The organism is Candidatus Photodesmus anomalopis (assembly GCF_000731785.2).
Lineage (GTDB): Bacteria > Pseudomonadota > Gammaproteobacteria > Enterobacterales > Vibrionaceae > Vibrio > Vibrio anomalopis.
On record NZ_JGVJ01000001.1, the window covers coordinates 1 to 23,926 of the forward strand.

The 23,926-nt window shown below is 32.3% G+C and carries 16 protein-coding genes; 10 read left to right on the top strand and 6 right to left on the bottom strand.

All coding sequences use genetic code 11. The features are described 5' to 3' along the window. The 3 genes from grpE to dnaJ form a co-directional block, all read left to right on the top strand. Nucleotides 1-676, top strand: a 676-nt coding sequence (gene grpE / locus CF66_RS00005) for a nucleotide exchange factor GrpE (RefSeq protein ID WP_155993911.1), incomplete at its 5' end; no start/stop codon positions are given. A gap of 386 nt (nucleotides 677-1,062) precedes the next feature. After that, nucleotides 1,063-2,985 carry a molecular chaperone DnaK gene (gene dnaK / locus CF66_RS00010; RefSeq protein ID WP_016503991.1) on the top strand — a complete coding sequence of 641 codons (1,923 nt, stop codon included), beginning with the start codon at nucleotides 1,063-1,065 and terminating at the stop codon, nucleotides 2,983-2,985. A 185-nt stretch (nucleotides 2,986-3,170) separates the two neighbouring features. After that, nucleotides 3,171-4,307, top strand: a complete 1,137-nt coding sequence (dnaJ, locus tag CF66_RS00015; RefSeq protein WP_034411033.1) for a molecular chaperone DnaJ — start codon at nucleotides 3,171-3,173, stop codon at nucleotides 4,305-4,307. Between the two features lie 89 nt (nucleotides 4,308-4,396). Here the strand turns inward: dnaJ and tadA are convergent, their stop codons facing one another. Next, nucleotides 4,397-4,891: a tRNA adenosine(34) deaminase TadA gene (gene tadA / locus CF66_RS00020; RefSeq protein WP_034411034.1), complete on the bottom strand. Its 495-nt coding sequence runs from the start codon at nucleotides 4,889-4,891 to the stop codon at nucleotides 4,397-4,399. Between the two features lie 168 nt (nucleotides 4,892-5,059). Here tadA and purL point away from each other — a divergent pair, with 168 nt between their 5' ends. Then, complete coding sequence (purL, locus tag CF66_RS00025; protein ID WP_034411036.1) at nucleotides 5,060-8,956, top strand: phosphoribosylformylglycinamidine synthase; 3,897 nt, start codon at nucleotides 5,060-5,062, stop codon at nucleotides 8,954-8,956. A 33-nt stretch (nucleotides 8,957-8,989) separates the two neighbouring features. Here the strand turns inward: purL and CF66_RS00030 are convergent, their stop codons facing one another. The 4 genes from CF66_RS00030 to CF66_RS00045 all read right to left on the bottom strand — a co-directional run bounded on the left by CF66_RS00030 (nucleotide 8,990) and on the right by CF66_RS00045 (nucleotide 13,916). Beyond that, on the bottom strand, nucleotides 8,990-10,720 hold the full coding sequence (locus CF66_RS00030; protein WP_034411038.1) for a proline--tRNA ligase: 1,731 nt from the start codon (nucleotides 10,718-10,720) through the stop codon (nucleotides 8,990-8,992). Nucleotides 10,721-10,880: 160 nt separating this feature from the next. After that, nucleotides 10,881-12,746, bottom strand: coding sequence for a 1-deoxy-D-xylulose-5-phosphate synthase (gene dxs / locus CF66_RS00035; protein ID WP_016503996.1), 1,866 nt, complete (start codon nucleotides 12,744-12,746; stop codon nucleotides 10,881-10,883). Nucleotides 12,747-12,769: 23 nt separating this feature from the next. Beyond that, nucleotides 12,770-13,654: a (2E,6E)-farnesyl diphosphate synthase gene (gene ispA, locus CF66_RS00040; protein WP_016503997.1), complete on the bottom strand. Its 885-nt coding sequence runs from the start codon at nucleotides 13,652-13,654 to the stop codon at nucleotides 12,770-12,772. Further along, the gene (locus CF66_RS00045) at nucleotides 13,647-13,916 is read right to left on the bottom strand and encodes an exodeoxyribonuclease VII small subunit (RefSeq protein ID WP_016503998.1); all 270 of its coding nucleotides are present in this window, start codon (nucleotides 13,914-13,916) and stop codon (nucleotides 13,647-13,649) included. Before CF66_RS00045 ends, ispA begins: the two co-directional genes overlap by 8 nt. A 270-nt stretch (nucleotides 13,917-14,186) precedes the next feature. Here CF66_RS00045 and pomA point away from each other — a divergent pair, with 270 nt between their 5' ends. The 3 genes from pomA to thiI all read left to right on the top strand — a co-directional run bounded on the left by pomA (nucleotide 14,187) and on the right by thiI (nucleotide 17,346). Beyond that, nucleotides 14,187-14,951 (top strand): flagellar motor protein PomA, encoded by a 765-nt coding sequence (pomA, locus tag CF66_RS00050; RefSeq protein ID WP_034411040.1) that lies wholly within the window; start codon nucleotides 14,187-14,189, stop codon nucleotides 14,949-14,951. Then, entirely contained in the window at nucleotides 14,944-15,810 is an 867-nt protein-coding gene (locus tag CF66_RS00055; protein WP_016504000.1) for a flagellar motor protein MotB, read from the top strand. Before pomA ends, CF66_RS00055 begins: the two co-directional genes overlap by 8 nt. 87 nt (nucleotides 15,811-15,897) lie before the next feature. Then, nucleotides 15,898-17,346 (top strand): tRNA uracil 4-sulfurtransferase ThiI, encoded by a 1,449-nt coding sequence (thiI, locus tag CF66_RS00060; protein WP_034411043.1) that lies wholly within the window; start codon nucleotides 15,898-15,900, stop codon nucleotides 17,344-17,346. Nucleotides 17,347-17,396: 50 nt separating this feature from the next. Here the strand turns inward: thiI and gmhB are convergent, their stop codons facing one another. Further along, nucleotides 17,397-17,966: a D-glycero-beta-D-manno-heptose 1,7-bisphosphate 7-phosphatase gene (gene gmhB / locus CF66_RS00065; RefSeq protein ID WP_016504002.1), complete on the bottom strand. Its 570-nt coding sequence runs from the start codon at nucleotides 17,964-17,966 to the stop codon at nucleotides 17,397-17,399. A 324-nt stretch (nucleotides 17,967-18,290) separates the two neighbouring features. Between gmhB and CF66_RS00070 the strand changes: the two genes are divergently transcribed. From CF66_RS00070 to glyA, 3 genes are all read left to right on the top strand, one after another. Beyond that, nucleotides 18,291-19,313, top strand: coding sequence for an efflux RND transporter periplasmic adaptor subunit (locus tag CF66_RS00070; protein ID WP_016504003.1), 1,023 nt, complete (start codon nucleotides 18,291-18,293; stop codon nucleotides 19,311-19,313). A 29-nt stretch (nucleotides 19,314-19,342) separates the two neighbouring features. Then, the gene (locus CF66_RS00075; RefSeq protein WP_034411046.1) at nucleotides 19,343-22,441 is read left to right on the top strand and encodes an efflux RND transporter permease subunit; all 3,099 of its coding nucleotides are present in this window, start codon (nucleotides 19,343-19,345) and stop codon (nucleotides 22,439-22,441) included. Nucleotides 22,442-22,651: 210 nt separating this feature from the next. Next, nucleotides 22,652-23,902: a serine hydroxymethyltransferase gene (gene glyA, locus CF66_RS00080; protein WP_016504005.1), complete on the top strand. Its 1,251-nt coding sequence runs from the start codon at nucleotides 22,652-22,654 to the stop codon at nucleotides 23,900-23,902. The last annotated feature ends 24 nt before the right edge of the window (nucleotides 23,903-23,926 follow it).

Here is a 23,926-nt window from a genome sequence, read left to right on the forward strand (position 1 = left end):
TGTACAATCAGAACAATTAAGTGAAAATACTGTACAATCAGAACAATTAAGTGAAAATACTGTACAATCAGAACAATTAAAAGTTCAAGATAAAAGTACTAAACAGGAAAAAGAACATTCACAAGATCAGGAGGCTGATCTTCTAAAAAACACTAATGTTAATGTTACATTAAATGAACAGTCTCAAATTAATGATTACAAGGTTAAAATTGCTCAATTAGAGATTCAATTACTTGCAAGTAAAGCCAAACAAGAAGAACAGAAAGGATTACTTCTACGTGCAAAAGCAGAAGTAGAAAATATGCGTCGTCGTACAGAAGTTGAGATTAATAAAGCCCATAAGTATGCTTTGAACAAATTTTCAGAAGAGTTATTGCCAGTTATTGATAATTTAGAACGTGCTATTCAATCAGGTGATATTAAAAATGAATTTATAAAACCAATTCTTGAAGGTGTGGAATTGACTTATAGAACATTTATAGAGGTTATTGCTAAATTTGGTTTAAAAGAGATTAACCCTGAAAAGGGTGAAGGGTTTAATCCAGAATTTCATCAAGCAATGTCAATTGAAGAAAACAGCAATCATACATCAAATGTGATTATGAATGTAATGCAAAAAGGTTATGAATTAAATGGTCGTGTGCTACGTCCTGCTATGGTTGTAGTGACAAAGTAGTTGATTTTTACCCGTGTTAAATATTGTTTTTATCAGATTTGATTACTTTCAAGGTGTTAGGAATCTAGTGAAACATTTCTAATTCTTAAAATTTAAAACTGTATGCATTTATTTAATATATAGTTTAAGTGAAAAGATAGATTAAATATTTATTGAAGTTAGTTTCTATTTTCTCAGTTAACATAATGATATTATAAAATGGTTTTTTTTAATATTCCCCCTTGAAAAGTCTCAATGCGCCCTTATCTATGGTCCATATGGAAGCAAACATGATTGTTATTGTTTGAAAATTAAGGGTTACCAGATTGCTTTTTTCCCTCGTACCTATGTATGGGAAAAGGATATGGGAAAAGGGTGAAGATAAAAATTTATTCGGAGATAGCCTGATGGGCAAAATCATTGGTATTGATTTGGGTACTACTAATTCTTGTGTTGCTGTTCTAGATGGTAACAAATCGCGCGTCATAGAAAATGCTGAGGGTGAGCGTACAACAGCATCGGTAATTGCATATACAGATGGCGAAACCTTAGTTGGCCAGCCAGCGAAGCGTCAAGCAGTTACAAATCCTACAAATACGCTTTTTGCAATTAAGCGTTTAATCGGTCGTCGTTTTGAAGATAAAGAGGTACAACGTGATATTGGCATTATGCCTTTTAATATCGTAAAGGCAGATAATGGAGATGCTTGGGTTGAAGCTCGAGGTAAAAAGATGGCTGCTCCTCAGGTATCTGCTGAGGTGCTAAAAAAAATGAAAAAAACTGCTGAAGATTTTTTGGGTGAAGAAATAGACGGTGCAGTTATCACAGTTCCTGCTTATTTTAATGATGCTCAACGTCAAGCAACTAAAGATGCTGGACGAATTGCAGGTCTTGAAGTTAAGCGCATTATCAATGAGCCAACAGCTGCAGCTTTAGCATATGGTTTAGATAAAAAAGCTGGCGATCGTACTATTGCTGTATATGATCTTGGTGGTGGTACGTTTGATATTTCTATTATAGAAATTGATGATGTTGAAGGTGAGCAAACTTTTGAAGTTCTAGCAACTAATGGTGATACTCATCTTGGTGGTGAAGATTTTGATAATCGTTTGATTAACTATTTAGTTAAAGAGTTTAAAAAAGAGCAAGGATTGGATCTTAAGAATGACCCTCTTGCTATGCAACGTGTAAAAGAATCAGCAGAGAAAGCGAAAATTGAATTGTCTTCTGCACAACAAACTGATGTTAATTTACCTTATATTACTGCCGATTCCACTGGTCCTAAGCATATGAATGTTAAGGTAACTCGAGCGAAGCTAGAGTCCTTAGTAGAGGACTTAGTTCAGCGATCTCTTGAGCCATTAACAGTTGCTTTATCAGATGCAAATCTTTCTGTAAGTGATATTAATGATATTATTCTTGTTGGAGGTCAAACTCGCATGCCGATGGTTCAGACTAAAGTAGCTGAATTTTTTGGTAAAGAAGCAAGAAGAGATGTAAATCCTGATGAAGCAGTAGCTATGGGAGCTGCAGTTCAAGGAGGGGTATTAGCTGGTGATGTAAAGGATGTGCTTTTATTAGATGTGACGCCTTTATCACTAGGTATTGAGACTATGGGAGGCATAATGACTAAGCTAGTTGAAAAAAACACGACTATCCCCACTAAGGCTAATCAAGTTTTTTCAACGGCAGAAGATAATCAAAGTGCAGTGACTATTCATGTTCTTCAAGGTGAACGTAAACAAGCAACTTATAATAAGTCGTTAGGTCAATTTAATTTAGAGGGCATTCAGCCAGCACCTCGTGGAATGCCACAGATTGAAGTAACTTTTGATTTAGATGCTGATGGTATTTTACACGTGTCTGCAAAAGATAAGCAAACTGGTAAGGAACAGAAAATTACTATTCAGGCATCAGGTGGTTTAGGTGAAGAAGAAATTAAGAAAATGGTCCAAGAAGCTGAAATTAATAAAGAAGCTGATAAAAAATTTGAAGAATTAGCAACTGCACGTAACCATGCAGATCAAATTATTCATAGTACTCAAAAACAAATGGAAGAAGTTAGTGAAGCTCTTTCTTCTGATGAAAAAGAAAAAATTAATGCATCGATTAAAGAATTAGAAGATGCAAAAAAAACTAGTAATAAGGAAGCTATAAATGCTAAGGTTCAAGCCTTAATGATAGCTTCAAAAAAACTAATGGAAGTTTCTCAAAAACAAGCTAAGCAAACAAGCAAAAGTTCTAAAACTGATAGCGGAAAAAATTCTTCTTCTAAAGAAGATAATGTTGTAGATGCAGAGTTTGAAGAAGTAGAAGACGGAAAAAAGTAAACTATTAAAACATTTTTCCCCTCCGTGTATATATCAGATTTTTGTTTGATGCGGGCGTTTGAAATAACTCATTCGCCCGTATGCTCTTATTATATTCTATTTTACAAGGCGATTTTTTATTGGAGATAAATAATTAACGACATGCATAATGTCGTTATATTAGCGGGGAATTGGTGACAAATAGTATGTCAAAACGTGATTTTTATGAAGTATTAGGTATTACTCGTGATGCATCTGAACGTGATATTAAAAAAGCCTATAAACGATTAGCAATGAAATTTCATCCTGACCGTAACCAAGGGGATAAGTATGCTGCAGATAAATTTAAAGAAATTAAAGAGGCGTATGAAGTTTTGCTAGATCCGCAAAAAAAAATGTCGTATGACCAATATGGTCATTCTGCTTTTGATCAAGGAGGAATGGGTACCGGTTTTAATAGTAGCAATCAAGGTGATTTTGGTGATATTTTTGGTGATGTATTTGGTGATATTTTTGGTGGAGGACGTCGGACTGGACAAGCTCATTCTCAGCATCGTGGAGCTGACTTACGTTATAATATAGAGTTATCTTTAGAGGAAGCAGTTCGTGGGGTATCAAAAGAAATAGAGGTTCCAACACTAGTTCAGTGTGATTCATGTCGGGGTACTGGTGCTAAAAAAGGTTCATCTCCAAAAAATTGTTCAACTTGTCATGGACATGGTCAAATTCAAATGCGTCAGGGATTCTTTGCTGTACAACAAACTTGTCCTACATGTCATGGTCAAGGTAAGATAATTCAAGATCCATGTAATATTTGTCACGGTCAAGGTAGAATACAAAAGAGTAAAATTCTCAATATTAAAATTCCTGTTGGTGTGGATACTGGTGACCGAGTACGTTTATCTGGAGAAGGTGAAGCTGGTGAGAGAGGAGCACAAGCAGGTGATTTGTATGTTCAAATTCATGTAAAAGAGCACCATATTTTTAAACGTGATGGTAATAACCTTTACTGTGAGGTTCCCGTCAGTTTTACTATGGCAGCATTAGGTGGCGAGGTAGAGGTGCCAACTCTTGATAGACGTGTAAATCTTAAAGTTTTGTCAGAGACCCAAACTGGGCGAATGTTTCGAATGCGAGCTAAAGGTGTAAAAAGTGTTCGTAGTGGCGCTGTTGGTGATTTAATTGTTAAACTAGTAGTTGAAACGCCAGTTAAATTAAGTGCTCGACAAAAATCATTATTGCGTGAGTTTGAAGAGTCTTGTGCTGGTAAAGCTAAGCATAAACCAAAATCTGAAGGGTTTTTTAATGGAGTAAAAAAGTTCTTTGATGATTTAACTAGTTAAAATTTACCGTAATATTATAATTACGGTAAGAATTAACGCAATATTGCTTTTATAGTTTCATTTTTTAGATGATACAATTTTGTGTCCCGTTATAATACTATGGCTTTCTTTATTTTTTTTCTGCGTTGTTTAAAAAAGTTTTTTAACTGGATATGACATTCTTCTTTAAGAAGACCATATTCTACGTCAGTATAGTGGTATGCAGAATGGTCTTTAAATAAATTAAGCACTGTACCTGCAGCTCCAGTTTTTAGAGCTGGAGTTCCAAATACTACACGTCGTACTCGTCCTTGTAGTAAAGCTCCTACACACATTGGACAAGGTTCTAGTGTTACATATAAGGTAGTATTAATTAATCGATGATTTTTTAGTAATTTACCAGCTTTACGAAGTGTTTCTATTTCTGCATGCGCTGTAGGATCGTTTTTATTAATAGACTGATTCCATCCTTCTGCTATTACTCTTTGATTTTTTATCAGCAGTGCACCAACAGGAACTTCTCCTTTTTTTTCTGCAAAAGAAGCAAGTTTTATTGCTCGATACATGAAATATTTATCTTGCTGAGTGAATATAAAATTAGACAAAATATGTTTCCCTAATTAACGCAGTTAACATTAGTAAATAAAATAGTAAATTTTATTCTAAAATTAAGCATTTTAAAATTTATTACAATCTAAAAAAACAGTAATATAGATTTATATAAGTAGGAACAAACATGTTTTATCACTAAAAAAAATAAGAGACCTAATTATATGAGAATTTTTCGTGGTTCCTCAGTATTTTCTAAGTTTCGTATTAGTAAAATTATGAAACTTTGTCATGTATCAAATGTACCAGTGAGTGATATCTATGCTGAATTTGTTCATTTCGTTAATTTAGTTTCAGATTTAAATAGTGATGAAATTGAAAAATTAAAGAAATTATTGAAGTATGGCTCTAATGTTCGTCAAGAATCACCCAATGGGTTCCTGATTCTTGTTACTCCTAGGCTAGGAACTATTTCATCTTGGTCATCTAAATCGACAGATATTGCTAAAAATTGTGGGTTGAGTAAGATCTTACGTTTAGAGCGAGGTATAGCTTATTATTTGAAAAGTTCCTCAAAGTTTACTAAGGTACAAATGTCAACATTAGTAGGAATTTTACATGATCCTATGATGGAATCTGTATTCCATAATTTTAAATCAGCTAGCGCATTATTTAAAATATTAAACCCATCACCTATCATAAGTGTAGACATATTTAGTAATGGTCGTTTTGAAATTGAAAAATTAAATTCTACCCTAGGTCTTGCTCTTTCTAATTTAGAAATAGATTATTTGCTAGAGGTTTTTATTAATAAGTTAAAACGAAATCCAACAGATATTGAATTAATGATGTTTGCTCAGGTTAACTCAGAACATTGTCGCCATAAGATTTTTAATTCTACTTGGATTATTGATGGTATAAGGCAAGAAAAAACACCTTTTCAAATGATTCAAAATACTTTTAAAATGACTCCTGATTATATATTGTCTGCTTACGAAGATAATTCTGCAGTGATGGAAGGTTCAGAAGTTGGACGTTTTTTTCCATATGTAAGAACTCACCATTATGGTTATAATCAAGAAAAAGTTCATATTCTAATGAAGGTTGAAACACATAATCATCCAACAGCTATTTCTCCTTGGCCAGGAGCTGCTACAGGTTCTGGAGGTGAAATTCGTGATGAAGGGGCAACAGGCATTGGTGCTCAACCAAAAGCTGGTTTAGTTGGTTTTACAACTTCAAATTTACGAATCCCTAATTTTCATCAACCATGGGAAAGTGATTTTGGCAAGCCTGGTTGTATTGTTTCTGCTCTTGATATCATGTTGGAAGCACCACTTGGTAGTGCAGCGTTTAATAATGAATTTGGTCGTCCTAGTTTGCTTGGTTATTTTCGCACCTATGAAGAAAAAGTAAATTCTCATGCTGGTGAAGAGATTCGTGGTTACCATAAACCAATAATAATTGTCGGTGGTATAGGTAATATTCGTGATGAGCATGTAATAAAGAAAGAAATTTCAATAGGGGCTAATATAATTCTTTTTGGGGGTCCCGCTATGAATATTGGACTTGGTGGTAGTTCATCCTCTTCTTTAGAATATGGTCAATTAACTGGAGAACTAGATTTTTCTTCTGTACAACGTGAAAATCCAGAAATGGAAAGACGTTGTCAGGAGGTCATTAATTCTTGCTGGCAATTAGGTGATATGAATCCAATTGAATCAATTCATGATATTGGTGCAGGTGGATTATCTACTGCATTACCAGAATTACTGGATAACAGTAAAAGAGGAGGTATTTTTCAATTACGCAATATACCAAATGATGAGCCAAGCATGAGTCCGCTTGAAATTTGGTGTAATGAATCTCAAGAGCGTTATGTAATAGCTGTTTCTCCTGATAAAATGCCTCTATTTGAGACTATTTGTAATCGAGAACGCACACCGTACGCGGTAATTGGTACCGCAACTGAAAAGCGCGTATTAGAATTAAAGGATTCATATTTTAATAATACTCCTATTAATATACCCATGGATATTATTTTTTCTAAAATTCCAAAGAAACATTATTATGCAGAAGTGTTAAATGTAAAGAACACTACTATTAATTTGAAAGGAATTGAAATTAATGAAGCGTTAGATCGAGTTTTACGCCTTCCTGCTGTTGCAGAAAAGACTTTCCTAATTATGATTGCTGATCGTTCAGTTAGTGGACTTGTAGTACGTGATCAAATGGTAGGGCCTTGGCAAATTCCAGTGTCTAATTGTGCAGTAACTGCTGCTAGTTATGACTCTTATTATGGTGAAGCAGTATCTATAGGTGAGCGTACACCTAGTGCTTTATTAAATTTTGTCGCTTCAGCTCGTTTAGCAGTAGGAGAGTCAATTACTAATATTGCGGCTACAAATATTGGTGATATTAAACGGATTAAATTATCTGCTAATTGGATGTCCTCATCAGGACATCCTGGTGAAGATGTAGGTCTTTATAGAGCCGTTCAAGCAGTAGCGGAAGAACTTTGTCCATTCCTTGGTTTGACTATTCCAGTCGGTAAAGATTCAATGTCCATGAAAACAACATGGAAAGAGAATGGTAAATATAAAGAAATTACTTCTCCCTTTTCATTAATTATCACAGCGTTTGCACGTGTTGAAGATGTGCGTAAAACTATTACTCCTCAATTAAGGATAGACAAAGGTGATACTTCTCTTATTCTGGTTGATCTTGGTAATGGTAAAAATCGTTTAGGTGCAACAGCATTGACTCAGGTATATAAACAGTTAGGTGATCAAGCTGCTGATTTAGATAATCCAGCGTATTTAAATGGATTTTATCAAAGCATTCAAACTCTAATACAAAATAATAAGATTATTGCTTATCATGATAAGAGTGATGGAGGTTTATTAGTTACTTTAGCTGAAATGATATTCGCTGGTCATTGCGGTGTAAAAATAGATATTAAGCCATTGGGCAAATGTAACTTATCTGTATTATTTAATGAAGAACTAGGTGCTGTAATTCAAATTAAGAATACTGAGCTAGATAATGTTTTCGATGTTTTAGCAAGTAACGGATTAGCTCAGTGCTCTCATGTTATTGGTACTGTTGAAGATAAAGATACTTTTTTAATTACTTCTGGTGAGCATATAGTTCTTGATAGAACTCGAACTGAACTACGTTTAATTTGGGCAGAAACAACATATCAAATGCAATCTTTAAGAGATAATCCAGCTTGTGCAGACCAAGAGCATGATATTAAAAAGGATGTGTTAGATCCTGGTTTGAACGTAAAATTAAGTTTTGATATTAATGAAAATATTTCTGCTCCTTTTATGATTAATACTAGTACTAAACCTAAAGTAGCAATTTTGCGTGAGCAAGGTATTAATTCTCATATTGAAATGGCAGCTGCTTTTAATCGTGCAGGTTTTGATTCTGTTGATTTTCACATGAGTGATATTGAAATGAATCAAAAATTTCTTGTAGGTTACGATGGTTTAGCAGTTTGTGGAGGTTTTTCTTATGGTGATGTATTAGGTGCTGGTGGAGGGTGGGCAAAGTCAATTTTATTGAATGAGAAACTTAGTGCTCAATTCGAAGATTTTTTTAGACGTAATACTTTTTCTTTAGGTATCTGTAATGGTTGTCAAATGTTATCACATTTAAGTGACCTGATTCCAGGTTCTGAACATTGGCCTCGTTTTATACGAAATAAATCTGAATCTTTTGAAGCTAGATTTAGTTTAGTAGAAGTGCAAAAGTCACCTTCAATTTTTTTAAGTGGTATGGAAGAATCTCAAATCCCAATTGTAGTTTCACATGCTGAAGGTTGTGTGGAAGTTCGTGATGAAGCACATTTGTTGGCAATTGAAGATTCAGGTACTATATCATTGCGTTACGTAGATAATTATGGTCAACATACACAAAAATACCCTAGTAATCCTAATGGTTCTCCTAATGCTATAGCGGGGCTCACAACTAAAAATGGTTGTGTGACGATTATGATGCCTCATCCTGAACGAGTTTTCCGAACTATTTCGAATTCTTGGGCTCCAGAAGATTGGGGAGAAAATGGTGCTTGGATGCGTATGTTTCAAAATGCAAGAAAAAATCTTAACTAGTAACTAGTAAGTTATAGTCTTAAAAGGATAAGTTTAGTTTTTTTTGTCTGTAAAGATTTGTGTTTTTATATGTTCAATAATAGCATCCATGCTTATTATTATTTTTTTACCTAATTTACGATTTTTATATTCAAACTTTCCTTCTTTTATTCCATCATCACTAATTAGAATAATATGTGGGATACCTATAAGTTCAATATCAGATAACATTATACCTATTCTGTCTAGACGATCATCAAATAATACATCAATGTTTATAGAAGTTAACGCAATATACAGTTTTTCAGCTTCTATTTTAACACGTGTAAATACACGCATGTTTATTGGAATAATTGCAACTTGAAAAGGCGCTATTGCTGCTGGCCAAATAATTCCGTATTTATCATTATTTTGCTCAATTATAGCTGAAACTACACGGCTACAACCAATACCGTAACATCCCATTTCTATAATATGTTTCTTACTATCAGAACCAAGAAGATAAGCATTCATTGATTTTGAATATTTATGACCAAGTTGAAAAATATGTCCTACTTCAATGCCACGTTTAATTATTACTTTCCCTTGACCACATGGACTAGGATCGTTTTCTACTACATTTCTAAGATCCCGTACTTTTGGGAGTTTTACATCACGATGCCAATTAATATAGAAATAGTATTTTCCATCGATATTAGCACCTGCATGGAAATTACTCATAGATGCAACAGAACGATCAACAATAAATGGCAATTTAAGATTAACTGGACCTGATGAAGTAGGGTGAGCACCAATTAATTGATAAATTTCTTTTTCAGTTGCCATTTGTAATGGAAAGGCAATTTCAGTTAACTTTTCTACTTTAGTTTCATTTAATTCATGAGTTGCTTTTATAAGTAGTCCAATAATTGAACTATCAACATGATTAGATGCCTTAACAAATATAATTTTAACAAAACTTTCAATTGAAAGTTTATGCTGTTTTGCTAATTCTTCGATTGTGTTAATATTTTCTATGTTCACTAATTCCATTTTTTTAGTTGCATTAGGCATTCTAAGAATAGGAGAAAAAGCTGAAGCTTTTTCAATATTTGATGTATAATTAGAATTAGATGAGAACGATATCAAATCTTCACCAATATCCGTTAAAGCATGGAATTCATGAGATTTATCACCACCGATAGAACCTGTATCTGCTTCGACTGAAAGAAAACGTAATCCTATACGGTTGAAAATTCTGCAGTATGTTTGATGTATCGTTTCATATGTTTTATTTAGACTTTTTTTATTTAGATGAAAAGAATACGCATCTTTCATAGTAAATTCTCGAGCACGAATAACACCAAAACGCGGGCGAATTTCATCACGAAATTTTGTTTGAATTTGATATAAGTTTAATGGAAGTTGTTTATAAGATTTTATATTGTTGCGAACTATATCTGTAATTATTTCTTCATGGGTAGGACCCAGTACGAATGATCGATTATGACGATCTGAAATTTTAAGTAACTCAGACCCAAATTCATTATATCTTCCTGTTTCTTTCCAGAGCACAGAAGGCTGCATGATTGGCATTAAAATCTCTATAGCTCCTATATGATTCATCTCTTCACGTACAATCTTTTCAACTTTTCTTAAAACGCGAAGGCCTGTAGGTAACCAAGTATATAGACCTGACGCTAGTTGACGAATCATACCTGAACGTAGCATTAATTTATGACTAATAGCTTCTGCTTCACTTGGAGTCTCTTTTAAAGTAGAGAGAAGGTATTTAGTGACACGCATTTATGCTCCTTTTTAGGTTATTGATTATGATATCATAAGTAAACTGATTTAGTTAAGTTTGTTTATCTTATTGAATTAAATGAATAATAAGTAAGGATAGCTTTTAAAAAACTTTCAATTGATGAAATTTGTCCTGATCCTGATATAAAATATCTATATACTATTTAACTAAATAATCTCTAATTGCTTTTTCAATACCATCTGGATCCAGATCTAGTTCTTGATGTAGTTCTTCTTGTGTTCCTTGAGCAATAAACCTATCTGGCAAGCCTAGATTTAAAACTGGCTTGATAAGTTTTTCTTTCATCATATATTCGACTACCGCAGAACCAGCACCACCTGCAATTACATTATCTTCTATGGTGACAAGCATATCATGGTTTTCTATAAGGTGTACAATAAGTTTTTCATCAAGAGGTTTAATGAAACGCATATCAGCAACTGTAGTATTAAGTTTATCTGCTACTTTAAGAACATTTTTCAACAAAGTTCCAAAATTTAAAACAGCTATTTTATTTCCTTTACGAATAATACGACCTTTTCCAATTTCAAACGCGCTAAATTTTATTTGAATTTGAGTTCCCATGCCATAACCACGAGGGTATCGGACTGCACTTGGAGCATTATGTTTATAAGCAGTATATAGCATATGACGACATTCATTTTCATCGCTTGGTGCCATAATTGTCATATTTGGAATACAACGTATAAAACTTAAATCAAATGCGCCTTGATGTGTTTCTCCATCTGATCCCACCAATCCTGATCGATCTATGGCAAACATAATAGGAAGGTTCATAATTGCAACATCATGAATTAATTGATCATATCCACGTTGTAAAAAAGTAGAATAAATAGATACAATAGGTCTATCACCAGCAATTGCCATTCCAGTTGCAAGGGTAATTGCATGTTGTTCTGCAATAGCAACGTCAAAGTATCGTTGTGGAAATTCTTTTGAAAAACGCACCATTCCAGATCCTTCACACATAGCTGGAGTAATTGCCATTAATTTAGGATCTAATGTCGCCATATCACATAGAAAATCCCCAAAAATTTCTGAGAAAGTTTGTTTTTTACTAACATTTTCAGGCAAAGTAGTTTGGCTAAGATCAAATTTAGGTACACCATGATAACTGATAGGATCTTTTTCAGCTGGTTTGTATCCTTTACCTTTTTTAGTTATAACATGCAGAAATTGAGGACCTTTTAGATCACGCATTTTTTTAATTGTTTTAACAAGTTCACTAATGTTATGACCATCTATAGGTCCAATATAGTTAAATCCTAATTCTTCGAATAAAGTCCCTGGTATGATCATACCTTTTATATGTTCTTCAGTTCGTCTAGCTAATTCTTTGATTGGTGGAATTCCAGATAATACTTTTTTCCCTCCCTCTTTAATAGAGGTATATAAATTTCCTGAAAGTAATTGTGTTAAATATTTATTTAATCCCCCAACATTTTTTGATATGGACATCTCATTATCATTTAGTATTATTAGCATATTTGGATGAACATCACCTGCGTGATTCATTGCTTCAAACGCAATTCCAGCTGTGATCGATCCATCACCAATTACGCTTACTACTTTTCGATCTTTTCCCTCTTTATCTAGAGTAATTGCCATGCCAAGTGCAGCACTAATTGAAGTTGAAGAATGTCCAACGGATAGTGTATCATATTCGCTTTCTTCCCTCCATGGAAAAGGGTGAAGTCCATTTTTTTTTCGAATAGTTGCCATTTGATGTCGACGGTTAGTTAAAATTTTATGAGGGTAAGCTTGGTGTCCTATGTCCCAAATAAGTCGATCAAATGGAGTTTCATATATATAATGTAATGCAACTGTTAGTTCTACTGTACCTAAACCAGACGCTAAATGACCACTAGATTGACTTACTGAATTCAATAGATATATACGCAATTCATCGCATAATTGCGGTAGCAGTTCCTTTTTTAGGCTACGTAATTCTCTGGGTGTATTTGCTAGAGATAATATTGGATATTTAGAAATATCGAGAGTCATATGTGTGAGCTTGTTCTGATTAATTAATTTTTTCGTTTAACAAGGTATTTTGCAAATTCTTCAAGTGGTTTTGTATTATATGGAATGGTTTGTAGAGCTTGGATTGCTTCATTTAATAGAGTTTTAGATTTATTAATAGCACCATTGAGACCAAGTAATGCAGGGTAGGTGCTTTTTTTTCGTTCCTGATCAGAACCTTGTGGTTTCCCTAAGATTTCTGTATTGCTAGTAATATCTAAAATATCATCTTGTATTTGAAAAGCAAGGCCAATTGCATCAGCATATTTATTAAGTTGAGGCATGATGCTAATGCCTTTATCTCCAGCAGATAAAGCACCTAATTGAATCGCGCATTTAATAAGTGCACCTGTTTTGTTTCGATGAATGTTTTCTAATTCCTTTAAAGATAACATTTGTTCTGCAGCTTCCAGATCGAGAAATTGTCCCATGCACATTCCATACGCTCCAGATGCTCGAGCAAGTATTTGAATCATTGTGATTCGATTAGATTCAGCTTTTTTTGAAAGTTTTCCTTCTGAAAGAATAGTGAAAGCTAAGGTATGCAAAGCATCACCAGTTAGTATTGCCATAGCTTCATTAAACCTAATATGACAAGTTGGTTGTCCACGGCGTAGTTTGTCATTATCCATTGAAGGAAGGTCATCATGAATTAAAGAATAAGCGTGTATACATTCTATTGCCGATGCTGGAGTATCTAACTGTTCCAAAGAGCAGTTTAAAACTTTACCAGTAATATAAACTAAGATTGGTCGAATGCATTTTCCACCCATTAATCCATAATTCATCGCATCAGTCAAAGTTTGATGTTTATGAGATATGTAGTTTTGCAACCATACATTAAGTTGAGAATGATTTCGTTTTTGATAAAATTTTAATGCCTTAATCATGATTAAGTTCACTATCTGAAGATTTTTCTAAGCAAACATCAAATTTACTTAATTTTAAATCATCATTTTTTAGTAAGATATTGATACGTTGTTCTGCATTAGCTAGTTTTTTTTGACTTGCACGTATTAAAGAAATTCCATTTTCAAATTTTTTTAAGGCTTCATCTAGGGTTAGATTACCATCTTCAAGTTGGCTTACTAAAATGTTGAGTTCTTCAATCATTTCTTCAAAAGACATGTTTTCTCGTATTGTATTTGTCATAATTCACATATATTTAATCTAAGTAGGTAAAAGTTACCTTAGGGATTTGTTTTGGTCAAATTTAACTTAAATAAATTTTCTTAGTTAATTTCACATTATGATATTACTATCTAAGATTGAATAGAATAATTATGAAGTTTAAAATAAGTTATAAAAATTGTCTTTTCTTAATATAGAAAAAAATCAGTTTAACTAAAGTTTTTATAAATAAATAAATTTTTTTAGTTAATTTTTATGTATATTTAAGTTTTTTTTAGCAAGAGGTGTTTTGTGGATTTAGCGACGTTAATAGGGCTCGTTGGTTCTATTGCTTCCGTTGTAATCGCGATGATTCTTGGTGGCAGTATTATGATGTTTCTTGATGTTACGTCGATTTTAATTGTTATGGTTGGTTCAACTTTTGTTGTATTAATGAAATTTACTATAAGACAATTTTTAGCTGCAGCTAAAATTGCTGGTAAAGCATTCATATTTAAGCTAGATGAACCAGAAGATTTAATTGTTAAAATAGTAGAAATGGCAAATGCAGCACGTAGAGGTGGTTTTCTAGCATTAGAAAGTATTGAAATCAAGGATAGTTTTATGAAAAAAGGCATCGATTTATTGGTTGATGGTTATGATTCTGATGTGGTTAAATTAACCTTAAAGAAGGACATTGCTTTAACTGATGAACGTCATGAGAAAGGTTCAGCTGTATTTCGTGCTTTTGGTGATGTTGCACCCGCTATGGGAATGATTGGTACTTTAGTTGGTTTAGTTGCCATGCTTTCAAATATGGATGATCCAAAGGCTATTGGTCCTGCTATGGCAATAGCTCTTTTAACTACCCTTTATGGCGCTATTTTATCTAATATGGTTTTTCTTCCAATTGCAGATAAACTTTCTCTTCGTCGCGAACAAGGAAGATTAAATCGTTGTTTAGTTATGGATGGTGTATTGGCTATTCAAGATGGTCACAATCCTCGTGTTATAGATAGTTATTTAAAAAATTATCTGAATGAAAGCAAGCGATTTTTTGATTTAGATAATGAATAGCAAACTAGATAACAATAAAAAATCTAACACTTCTGCCGGGTTACCGTTATGGATGGCTACATTTGCTGATTTAATGTCATTACTCATGTGTTTTTTTGTATTGCTATTATCTTTTTCTGAAATGGATGTTTTAAAATTCAAGCAAATATCGGGTTCAATGAAATTTGCTTTTGGGATACAAAAAGGAACAGATCTAGAGCTTCTTCCAAAAGGAAGTAGTATTATTGCCCAGGATTTTTTACCTAGCCAAATGAATCCTACACCAATTGAGACAATTATGCAAGAAGCTATCAATATTAGTAATAAAGAGATTGATTCTAAAAATGATGGAATTAAATCTAAACTATCTATAGATAAATATAGACAGTCTGAAATTTTTTCTAAAAAAATTGAAAAAAGTCTAAAAATGGCATTACGCATGGAGCTTTCAAAAAGTATTATTGAGATTGAAAATTTAGGACAACAGATTGTCATTCGAATTCAAGAAAAAGGTGTTTTTCCTGAAGAATCTGCTTTTTTACAACCTCAATTTAAACCATTAATTCGTCGTATTGCTAATCTTGTGAAAGATATTCCTGGAATTGTACGTATTTCAGGTCACACAGATAATCAGCCTTTAGATTCTGAACTATATCGTTCAAATTGGGACCTATCTTCACAACGTGCAGTATCTGTTGCTCATGATATGGAGAAAGTACCAGGTTTTTCTCACCAGAGGATTAGAGTTGTAGGAATGGCAGATACTAATCCTTTAGGTCCTAACGATACTGAGTGGCAACGTGCAAGAAATAGAAGAGTTGAAATTGCTATTCTTCAAGGTGAACCTACCTATAGCGAAGAGATTTCATTGTTTCCTTAATAAGGTTCTTGTTAAAATAGTATAAAATATTGTAGTATCCTTAGTTTTATTTTCTGTATATAACCTTTTTTATTTTAAAATGAAAGAATGAAGTTTATTGTTAAGATTCATCCAGAAATTTTTGTTAAGAGTTCTTCGGTTCGTAAGCGATTTGTAAAAATTTTAACTTGTAATATTCGTATTATTGTTCAGCGTCAGACAGAATATGTTAAGGTTTTCAATTGCCGAGATCATATAGAGGTAACGTTAAAAAGCAATTTTGATTTTGAAGAAGTACTTAATATTCTAAAAAATACACCAGGTATTCATCATATATTACAAGTTCAGCAATCATATTTTACTGATATGCATGATATTTCTACTCAAGTATTAAAGTTACATCGTTCAAATATGGAGAATAAAACTTTTTCTGTTCGTGTTAAACGTCATGGGAAACATGAATTTACTTCAGTAGAATTAGAACGTTATATAGGTTGTTTTTTAAATGAATCAATTCAAAGTGCTTCTGTTAGGTTAGTTAAACCAGATTTAACGATAAGTATTGAAATTTTTAATAATAAATTAAATCAAATTATTACTCGTATTCGAGGTTTAGGTGGTTTTCCTTTAGGTACTCAAGAGGATGTACTTAGCCTTATTTCTGGTGGTTTTGATTCTGCTGTATCTAGCTACTTACATATTAAACGTGGTTCTAAAACACATTATTGTTTTTTTAACTTAGATGGTTCTATTCATGAAATTATGGTAAGAAAAATTTCTTATTTTCTTTGGAAAAAATATGGTTCATCAGCTAAAGTAAATTTTTTTTCAGTAAATTTTGTACCTGTAGTAACCGAAATTCTTAAAAAAATTGATAATAGTTATATGAGTGTTATTTTGAAGCGAATGTTTATTCGTGCTGGTGCTATCTTAGCAGAACGATATGGAATTCAAGCATTGATAACTGGTGAATCTCTTGGTCAAGTATCTAGCCAAACCTTAACAAATTTACGTTGTATTGATAGTGTGACTGATACTTTAATTCTTCGTCCACTTATCAATTGGGATAAAGAAGATATTATTAAGCTTGCAAGAGATATTGGTACTGAAGTTTTTTCTAAATCTGTTCCAGAGTTTTGCGGAGTTATTTCAAAAAAACCTACAGTTAAAGCTATAAAAAAGAAGGTAGAAATTGAAGAATCAAAATTTGATTTTTCGATTCTTGAACAAGTAACCTTGGATGTTCAGGTTACCAACATACGTAATATTATATCAAAAAACTTTCAAGTTTTTCCAAAAATCAATCAAGTTAAGGTAGCTGAAATAGATTCAATTATATTAGATATTCGCAGTCCTGATGATAAAAGCAAAAATCCATTAGTAATGGATAATGTTGAAGTAAGGCATATGCCATTTTTTCGTTTAATAAATCAGTTTAAAAATTTAGATCAAGACAAGGTGTATTTACTTTATTGCGAACATGGTATAATGAGTTTATATCAAGCTATAAATTTACAGAATTGTGGCTTTAATAATGTAAAAATTTATCGTCCTTAATTTTATATTTTTTCAATCAAAAGATGCTAGATTATTTTCAATATAACTAATTATGTTGATTGTTTTTTATTACTTATCAAATACTCAGGGACGTTTTTTATGCTATCTAGTACTTTGGTAGATAGTATTTCTCCTTTTTTAGTCAATGGATTTCCTGTACGGACTAGAATTTTTGTTCCTACATTAGCTCTGTTTGCTGCTATCATATCTTCAACCTTATCACCCACCATAACTGAATTTTTCATATCAATATTTAGATAGTCACGAGCTTTTATAAGCATACCAGGTTTTGGTTTTCTACAATTACATTGTGTTAAATATTTTCCGAGACCCAATGTTGGATGATGTGGGCAATAATAAATTCCAGTAAACTCTACCTTATGTTTAAGGAAACTTCTATACATCCAAGTAGTTAGTGATAAAAAATCTTTTTTAGTAAAAAGTCCGCGGGCAATACCAGATTGGTTAGTAATTAACACAAGTATGTAGCCCATACATTGCAATTGTCTAGTTGCCTCAAATACATTATCAATAAAATCAAAATTGGATTTGTTATATACATATCCATAGTCTACGTTAAGGACACCATCACGATCTAAAAATACCGCTGGTTTAGACAAAGCTCCTCCTATGAAATTTTCAACTAAAAATTTTAAAATCCATGAGATTTATTTCAAGCATTTAAAAATTTTAATAAAAGTCAAAGTCAATCTTGTGCTTTTTGTTATAGTATGCATTACTATAACATGAAGTAGTGAAAATATTTCGATAGACATCACTACATTGATTGTAGACTAAAAAATGATGAACTAATCGGTCTGGATTTGTTTTTTTGTCGCAATCTATTGTATGTATACTGCCTATCTATAATAAATACTAATGCTTTTTTTTGATTTTAATTTAGCTTGTTTGATTCATAGAATTCGCTATGGTAGATAATTGCCATGATTAAAAAAATCATTACATTTCTAGTTTTCTACATTTTAGTTTTGACTGTTCATGCGAAAAAAAGTCTTGACGATTTTCAACGTATCACAGTGGTTACAGGACAGGTTCAAGTTAATGAGATTCCTCAGTCCCTTTCTTTATATGGTAAACTTAAATCTAATGAATCTGTTTTGATATCTTCTGAAATCACAGGTAAAGTCGATGAAATTGCAATTAAAGAAAATCAAGTAGTTAAGCAGGGGCAATTGCTCTTTCGGTTAGATGATTCAAAAATTCAGGAATCGATACGAGAGGCTAAAGTTCATTTTAAGAATCAAAATCGTATTCTTAAAGAGTTCAAGCAGCTCTTACAAAAAGGAGCAATAACTAAAACCAAAGTAGACTATCAGAAAGCTAATGTTGAAATAGCTAAATCTCGTTTAGCTGCCCATGAAGTTTCTTTAAAGCAGTTTCATATTATTGCTCCTTTTTCTGGAACTATAGGTTTGGTAGATTTAAATCGAGGTGAATTAGTTCGTGTCGGTGATAAATTATTTACTTTAGATAATCTTTCAATAATGCAACTTGATGTACAAGTCCCAGAAATTTATTTATCTATGATTAATGTTGGTATGGAAGTAATAGCAAATACTAACGCCTGGAAAAGCGAGCAGTTTGTTGGGAAAGTAACTGCCATCGATTCTCATATTGATAAAGATACATTGACTTTAACAGTTCGAATTCATTTTGAAAATAATTTTATGAAACTAAAACCTGGTATGTTAATGTCAGTTAATATGCTTTTCTCTCCAATAAAAGCATTGGTTATTCCTGTTGAAGCTATTGAATATTCAGGAACTAAACGTTTTGTTTATATAGTTGACAAAAATTCTAAGGCCATTCGTACAGAAGTGGTTTTAGGTTCTCATGTTGGTAATAATTCAATTTTGATTAAACAAGGTTTGCAAATTGGTCAAAAAATTATTGTTCAAGGTATTGTTAAAGTACGTGATGGAATGATCATTCATGAACTTAACTAAGACGTACTAGAGAAAAAGGAAGTTAATTAATGTGGTTATCCGATGTATCGATTAAACGACCTGTGATAGCCATTGTACTTAGCTTATTGCTTGTTTTATTTGGAATCGTTTCTTTCTTAAAACTTCCTGTGCGTGAGATGCCTGATATTAATACTTTATCAGTAACTATTAATACTCATTATAAAGGGGCGTCAGCAAGCATTATTGAGAATCAAATTACCTCTATAATAGAAAAGCATTTATCAAATATTAGCGGTATTGATGAAATCACTTCTTCAACTAGAAGAGGTTTTTCTCGTATTTTAATTAAGTTTCGCTCCGACTCTAATACGAATATTATTATAAATGATATTCGTGATCGTCTAGCTAGTGTTCGACCTTTATTGCCTGATAAAGCTAATGATCCAATTCTTATTAAAGATGAAGGATTAGCTGAAGCTTCTTTATACATTAATTTAAGTTCATCTATAATGGACAGGTTTTTATTGACTGATTATGTAAATAGGGTCTTAATAGATCGGTTTAATTTAATCTCTGGGGTAAGTTCTGTTCATGTTTTTGGTGGCCTTCAAAAAGTAATGTATGTAAAACTCATACCAGATCTAATGGCTGCTCGAGGAGTTAGAACAGTTGATGTTATAAATTCATTAAAAAATGAGAATATTGAACATTCGGCAGGTCAAATTAGCAATGATGCTATTACGATGTCAGTGCGTGTTGCGCGATCATATAATCATGTTAAAGATTTTAATTATTTAATTGTGAAATATGCTCATAATAATATTCCTATTTATTTGAAAGATGTAGCTGATGTATACATTGGTAATAAAAATGAAAATTCAAGCTTTAAAAGTGATGGTGCTGTTAACGTTAGCATGGCCATTATAACACAATCTGATGCTAATCCACTTGAAGTGTCTTATTTAATAAAGGACGAACTAAAAAAAATTCAGAAATTTTTACCGGATGGAACTCGTTTAGATATTGATTATGATGCAACACTGTTTATTAAACGTTCTATTGATGAAGTATATACTACATTATTTATTACTATCGCTTTAGTTATCTTTGTTTTATATATTTTTATAGGTCAGTTAGGTGTAACTTTTATTCCAGCATTGACAGTGCCTATATCTCTAATATCTTCGTTTATAGTTGCTAATTATTTTGGGTTTTCTATTAATCTTTTCACATTAATGGCACTTATTTTATCCATTGGTCTTGTTGTAGATGACGCTATTGTAGTGCTAGAAAATATTTTTCACCATCTTGAGCAGGGTAAATCAGCTTTAGTTGCTGCATATAGAGGCGTAAAAGAAGTTAGTTTCGCAGTTATTGCAACGACATTAATATTAGTTATGGTATTTTTACCAATCTCTTTTATGGATGGGATAGTAGGATTATTTTTTAAAGAATTTTCTGTTTTTTTAGCCATGTCAGTAATATCTTCTTCTTTTGTTGCACTGACTCTAACACCAGTATTAAGCAGTAAACTTTTAAAACCAGGTGTATACAGCGAAATTAATACATTGACCAGCTTTATAATGCACAAATTTTCTAAGTTAGAATTCTATTATCGTAATCTTTTAAAATACATTTTAAAGCGGAAATGGATAGGACCGTTTTCAATTATATCATGTATATGTGCTAGCTTTTTATTGAGTATTAAATTGCCATCAGAATTATTGCCAGTAGAGGATCGTGGTGTAATTTTAGCTTTTGTTAGGGGGAGTGATTCTAGTAGTTATCATCGGATATCTTCAAGTATGAATCTTATTGAAGATCGTCTAATGCCTATGCTTGATCAAGATTTTTTGAAGTCGTTTAGTATTCAATCTCCGGCATTTTCAGGGCTTCATGGTGATCAGACTGGTTTTATAATTATGATCCTGAAAGATTGGGATAAAAGGATTCTCACTGTTCATCAAGCATTAGATAAAGTTCGTCAGGCATTTATAGATATTCCTGATGTAAAAATTTCCTCTTTTATACCAAGTTTTTCAAGTGGTTTAACTAAGCCTATTCAGTTTATTCTATCAGGTTCTGACTATGTAGAGTTACAAGAATTAGCAAATATTTTAAAACATCAGGCTGAAATTTCTCCATTTATGGAAGGGGTAGACATTGATTATTCAGAGAAAACACCAGAATTAGTTATCACTGTTGATAAGAAAAGTGTATCGGCACTTGGGATTAATGTTTCTGATATTTTTCATGTATTAGAAGTTATGCTTAATGGTATCAGCGAGACAACTTTCATAGAACGAGGTGAAGAGTACGATGTATATCTTCGTGGAGATGACAGTAGTTTTAATAACGTTATGGATCTAAGCAAAATATATATTCCTACTGCTTCAGGTAAATTGGTAGTTTTAAATACTATAGCTAATATTGAAGAAATGACTTCTTCTAATCGCTTATCTCACTATAATAGGAAAAAATCAATTACTTTAACAGCTAATATTTCGAATGGTCATACTCTTGGACAAGCTCTAAATTTTTTAGAAAAAAAAGCTATTCAGATAATACCGAGTGATATTTCAATAAATTATTCTGGTGAATCTAAAGAATATAAAGAGAATAGATCAAATATCTTAATCATATTTATTTTATCTTTATTTGTTGCTTACTTAGTTCTCGCAGCTCAATTTGAAAGTTTCATTAATCCCCTAGTTATAATTTTTACTGTTCCTATAGGAGGATTTGGTGGTCTATTAGGTTTGTTTTTAACAAATCAAGGTCTAAATATTTATAGCCAGATTGGTATGATTATGCTCATTGGTATGGTAACTAAAAATGGGATTTTAATTGTTGAGTTTGCTAATCAACTTCGTGATTCTGGTTTATCCTTTGAAAAAGCTATTCTTAATGCCTCTGAAAGAAGATTACGCCCAATTTTAATGACTTCATTTACAACCATCATTGCTTCAATGCCATTAATTTTATCAACAGGACCTGGTCATGAAAGTCGCATTTCAGTAGGGACGGTTATTTTTTTTGGAATGGGGGTTTCAACTATAATAACCTTGTTTATTATCCCTGCTATGTATAATTTGATTTCAGCATCTACAAAATCACCAGGATATATTGCAATGCAATTAAATGAAGAATTAAAAAATGACAATTAATTTAATTTAAAGGTATTAAGTAGGTAAAATTTTTAGGTTTTTATGCAACTTATTAAGTTAGTTTACTTCGTGTTTATTCATCATTAATTTGGATATACTTAGATTTTTTCCTGAATATATGAGTGATATAATAAATCAATGATTAGTTTAAGAATTTTTAGTTATATGTCATTACAAATCAAGAAAGTTGTTATTGGAGGAATTTTAAAAATGTTTAATCCTGAGGTAAGTATCTCTGATTATGATACAGAGCTATTTTTAGCAATGAAAGGCGAAGAACGTAGACAGGAGGAACATATTGAACTAATTGCTTCAGAAAATTATACAAGTCAAAGGGTTATGGAAGCTCAAGGGTCTCAGTTAACGAATAAATATGCTGAAGGTTATCCAGGTAAACGTTATTATGGAGGTTGTAAGTACGTAGATCAAGTTGAGAGATTGGCAATTAAACGAGCATGTTCTTTATTTGGTACAGAATATGCGAATGTGCAACCACATTCAGGTTCTCAAGCAAATAATGCAGTTTATATGGCTTTATTAAATGTAGGAGATACTATTTTAAGTATGGGTTTGGAATATGGTGGTCATCTTACTCATGGTTCTTCTGTAAATTTTTCTGGCAAGCTTTATAATGTTATCCATTATGGTATTGATAAAAAAGGGAAAATTAATTACAAAGAAATGGAACTTCTAGCAATACGGCATAAGCCAAAAATGATTATCGGTGGTTTTTCTGCTTACTCACAAATTTGTAATTGGTTACGTATGCGTGAAATAGCTAATAAAGTTGGTGCTTATTTTTTTGTAGATATGGCACATGTTGCAGGTCTTGTTGCAGCAGGTGTTTATCCAAGTCCTGTAAAATATGCAGATGTAGTAACGACAACAACCCATAAAACATTAGCAGGTCCTCGTGGGGGTCTTATTTTATCTAATGGGGGTAACGAGTTATATAAAAAGCTAAATGCTTCATTGTTTCCTGGTAGCCAAGGAGGTCCTTTGATGCATGTTATTGCAGCTAAGGCTGTTGCTTTTAAAGAAGCACTAGAACCTGAGTTTAAAGAATATCAATCTCGTGTTATTTTAAATTCTAAAGCAATGGTTAATATATTTTTATCTCGTGGATATAAAGTGGTTTCTGGTTCTAGTGAAAATCATTTATTTCTTATTGATTTAACAAATAAAGGAATTACAGGAAAAGAAGCTGATGAGGCGTTAGGTGCTGCAAATATTACAGTAAATAAAAATACGGTGCCAAATGATCCTAACAGTCCATTTGTTACCTCTGGAATTCGAATTGGTTCTGCCTCTGCAACACGTCGAGGTTTTACACAATCAGACATGAAAATAGTAGCTACTTGGATTTGTAATATCCTAGATAATATAGGAGATCGAACTATTATTAAAGCCACTAAAATACAAGTGTTAAAAATTTGTAAACGTTTACCAGTTTACATCTAGATTATTTTATAAATAGCATATACT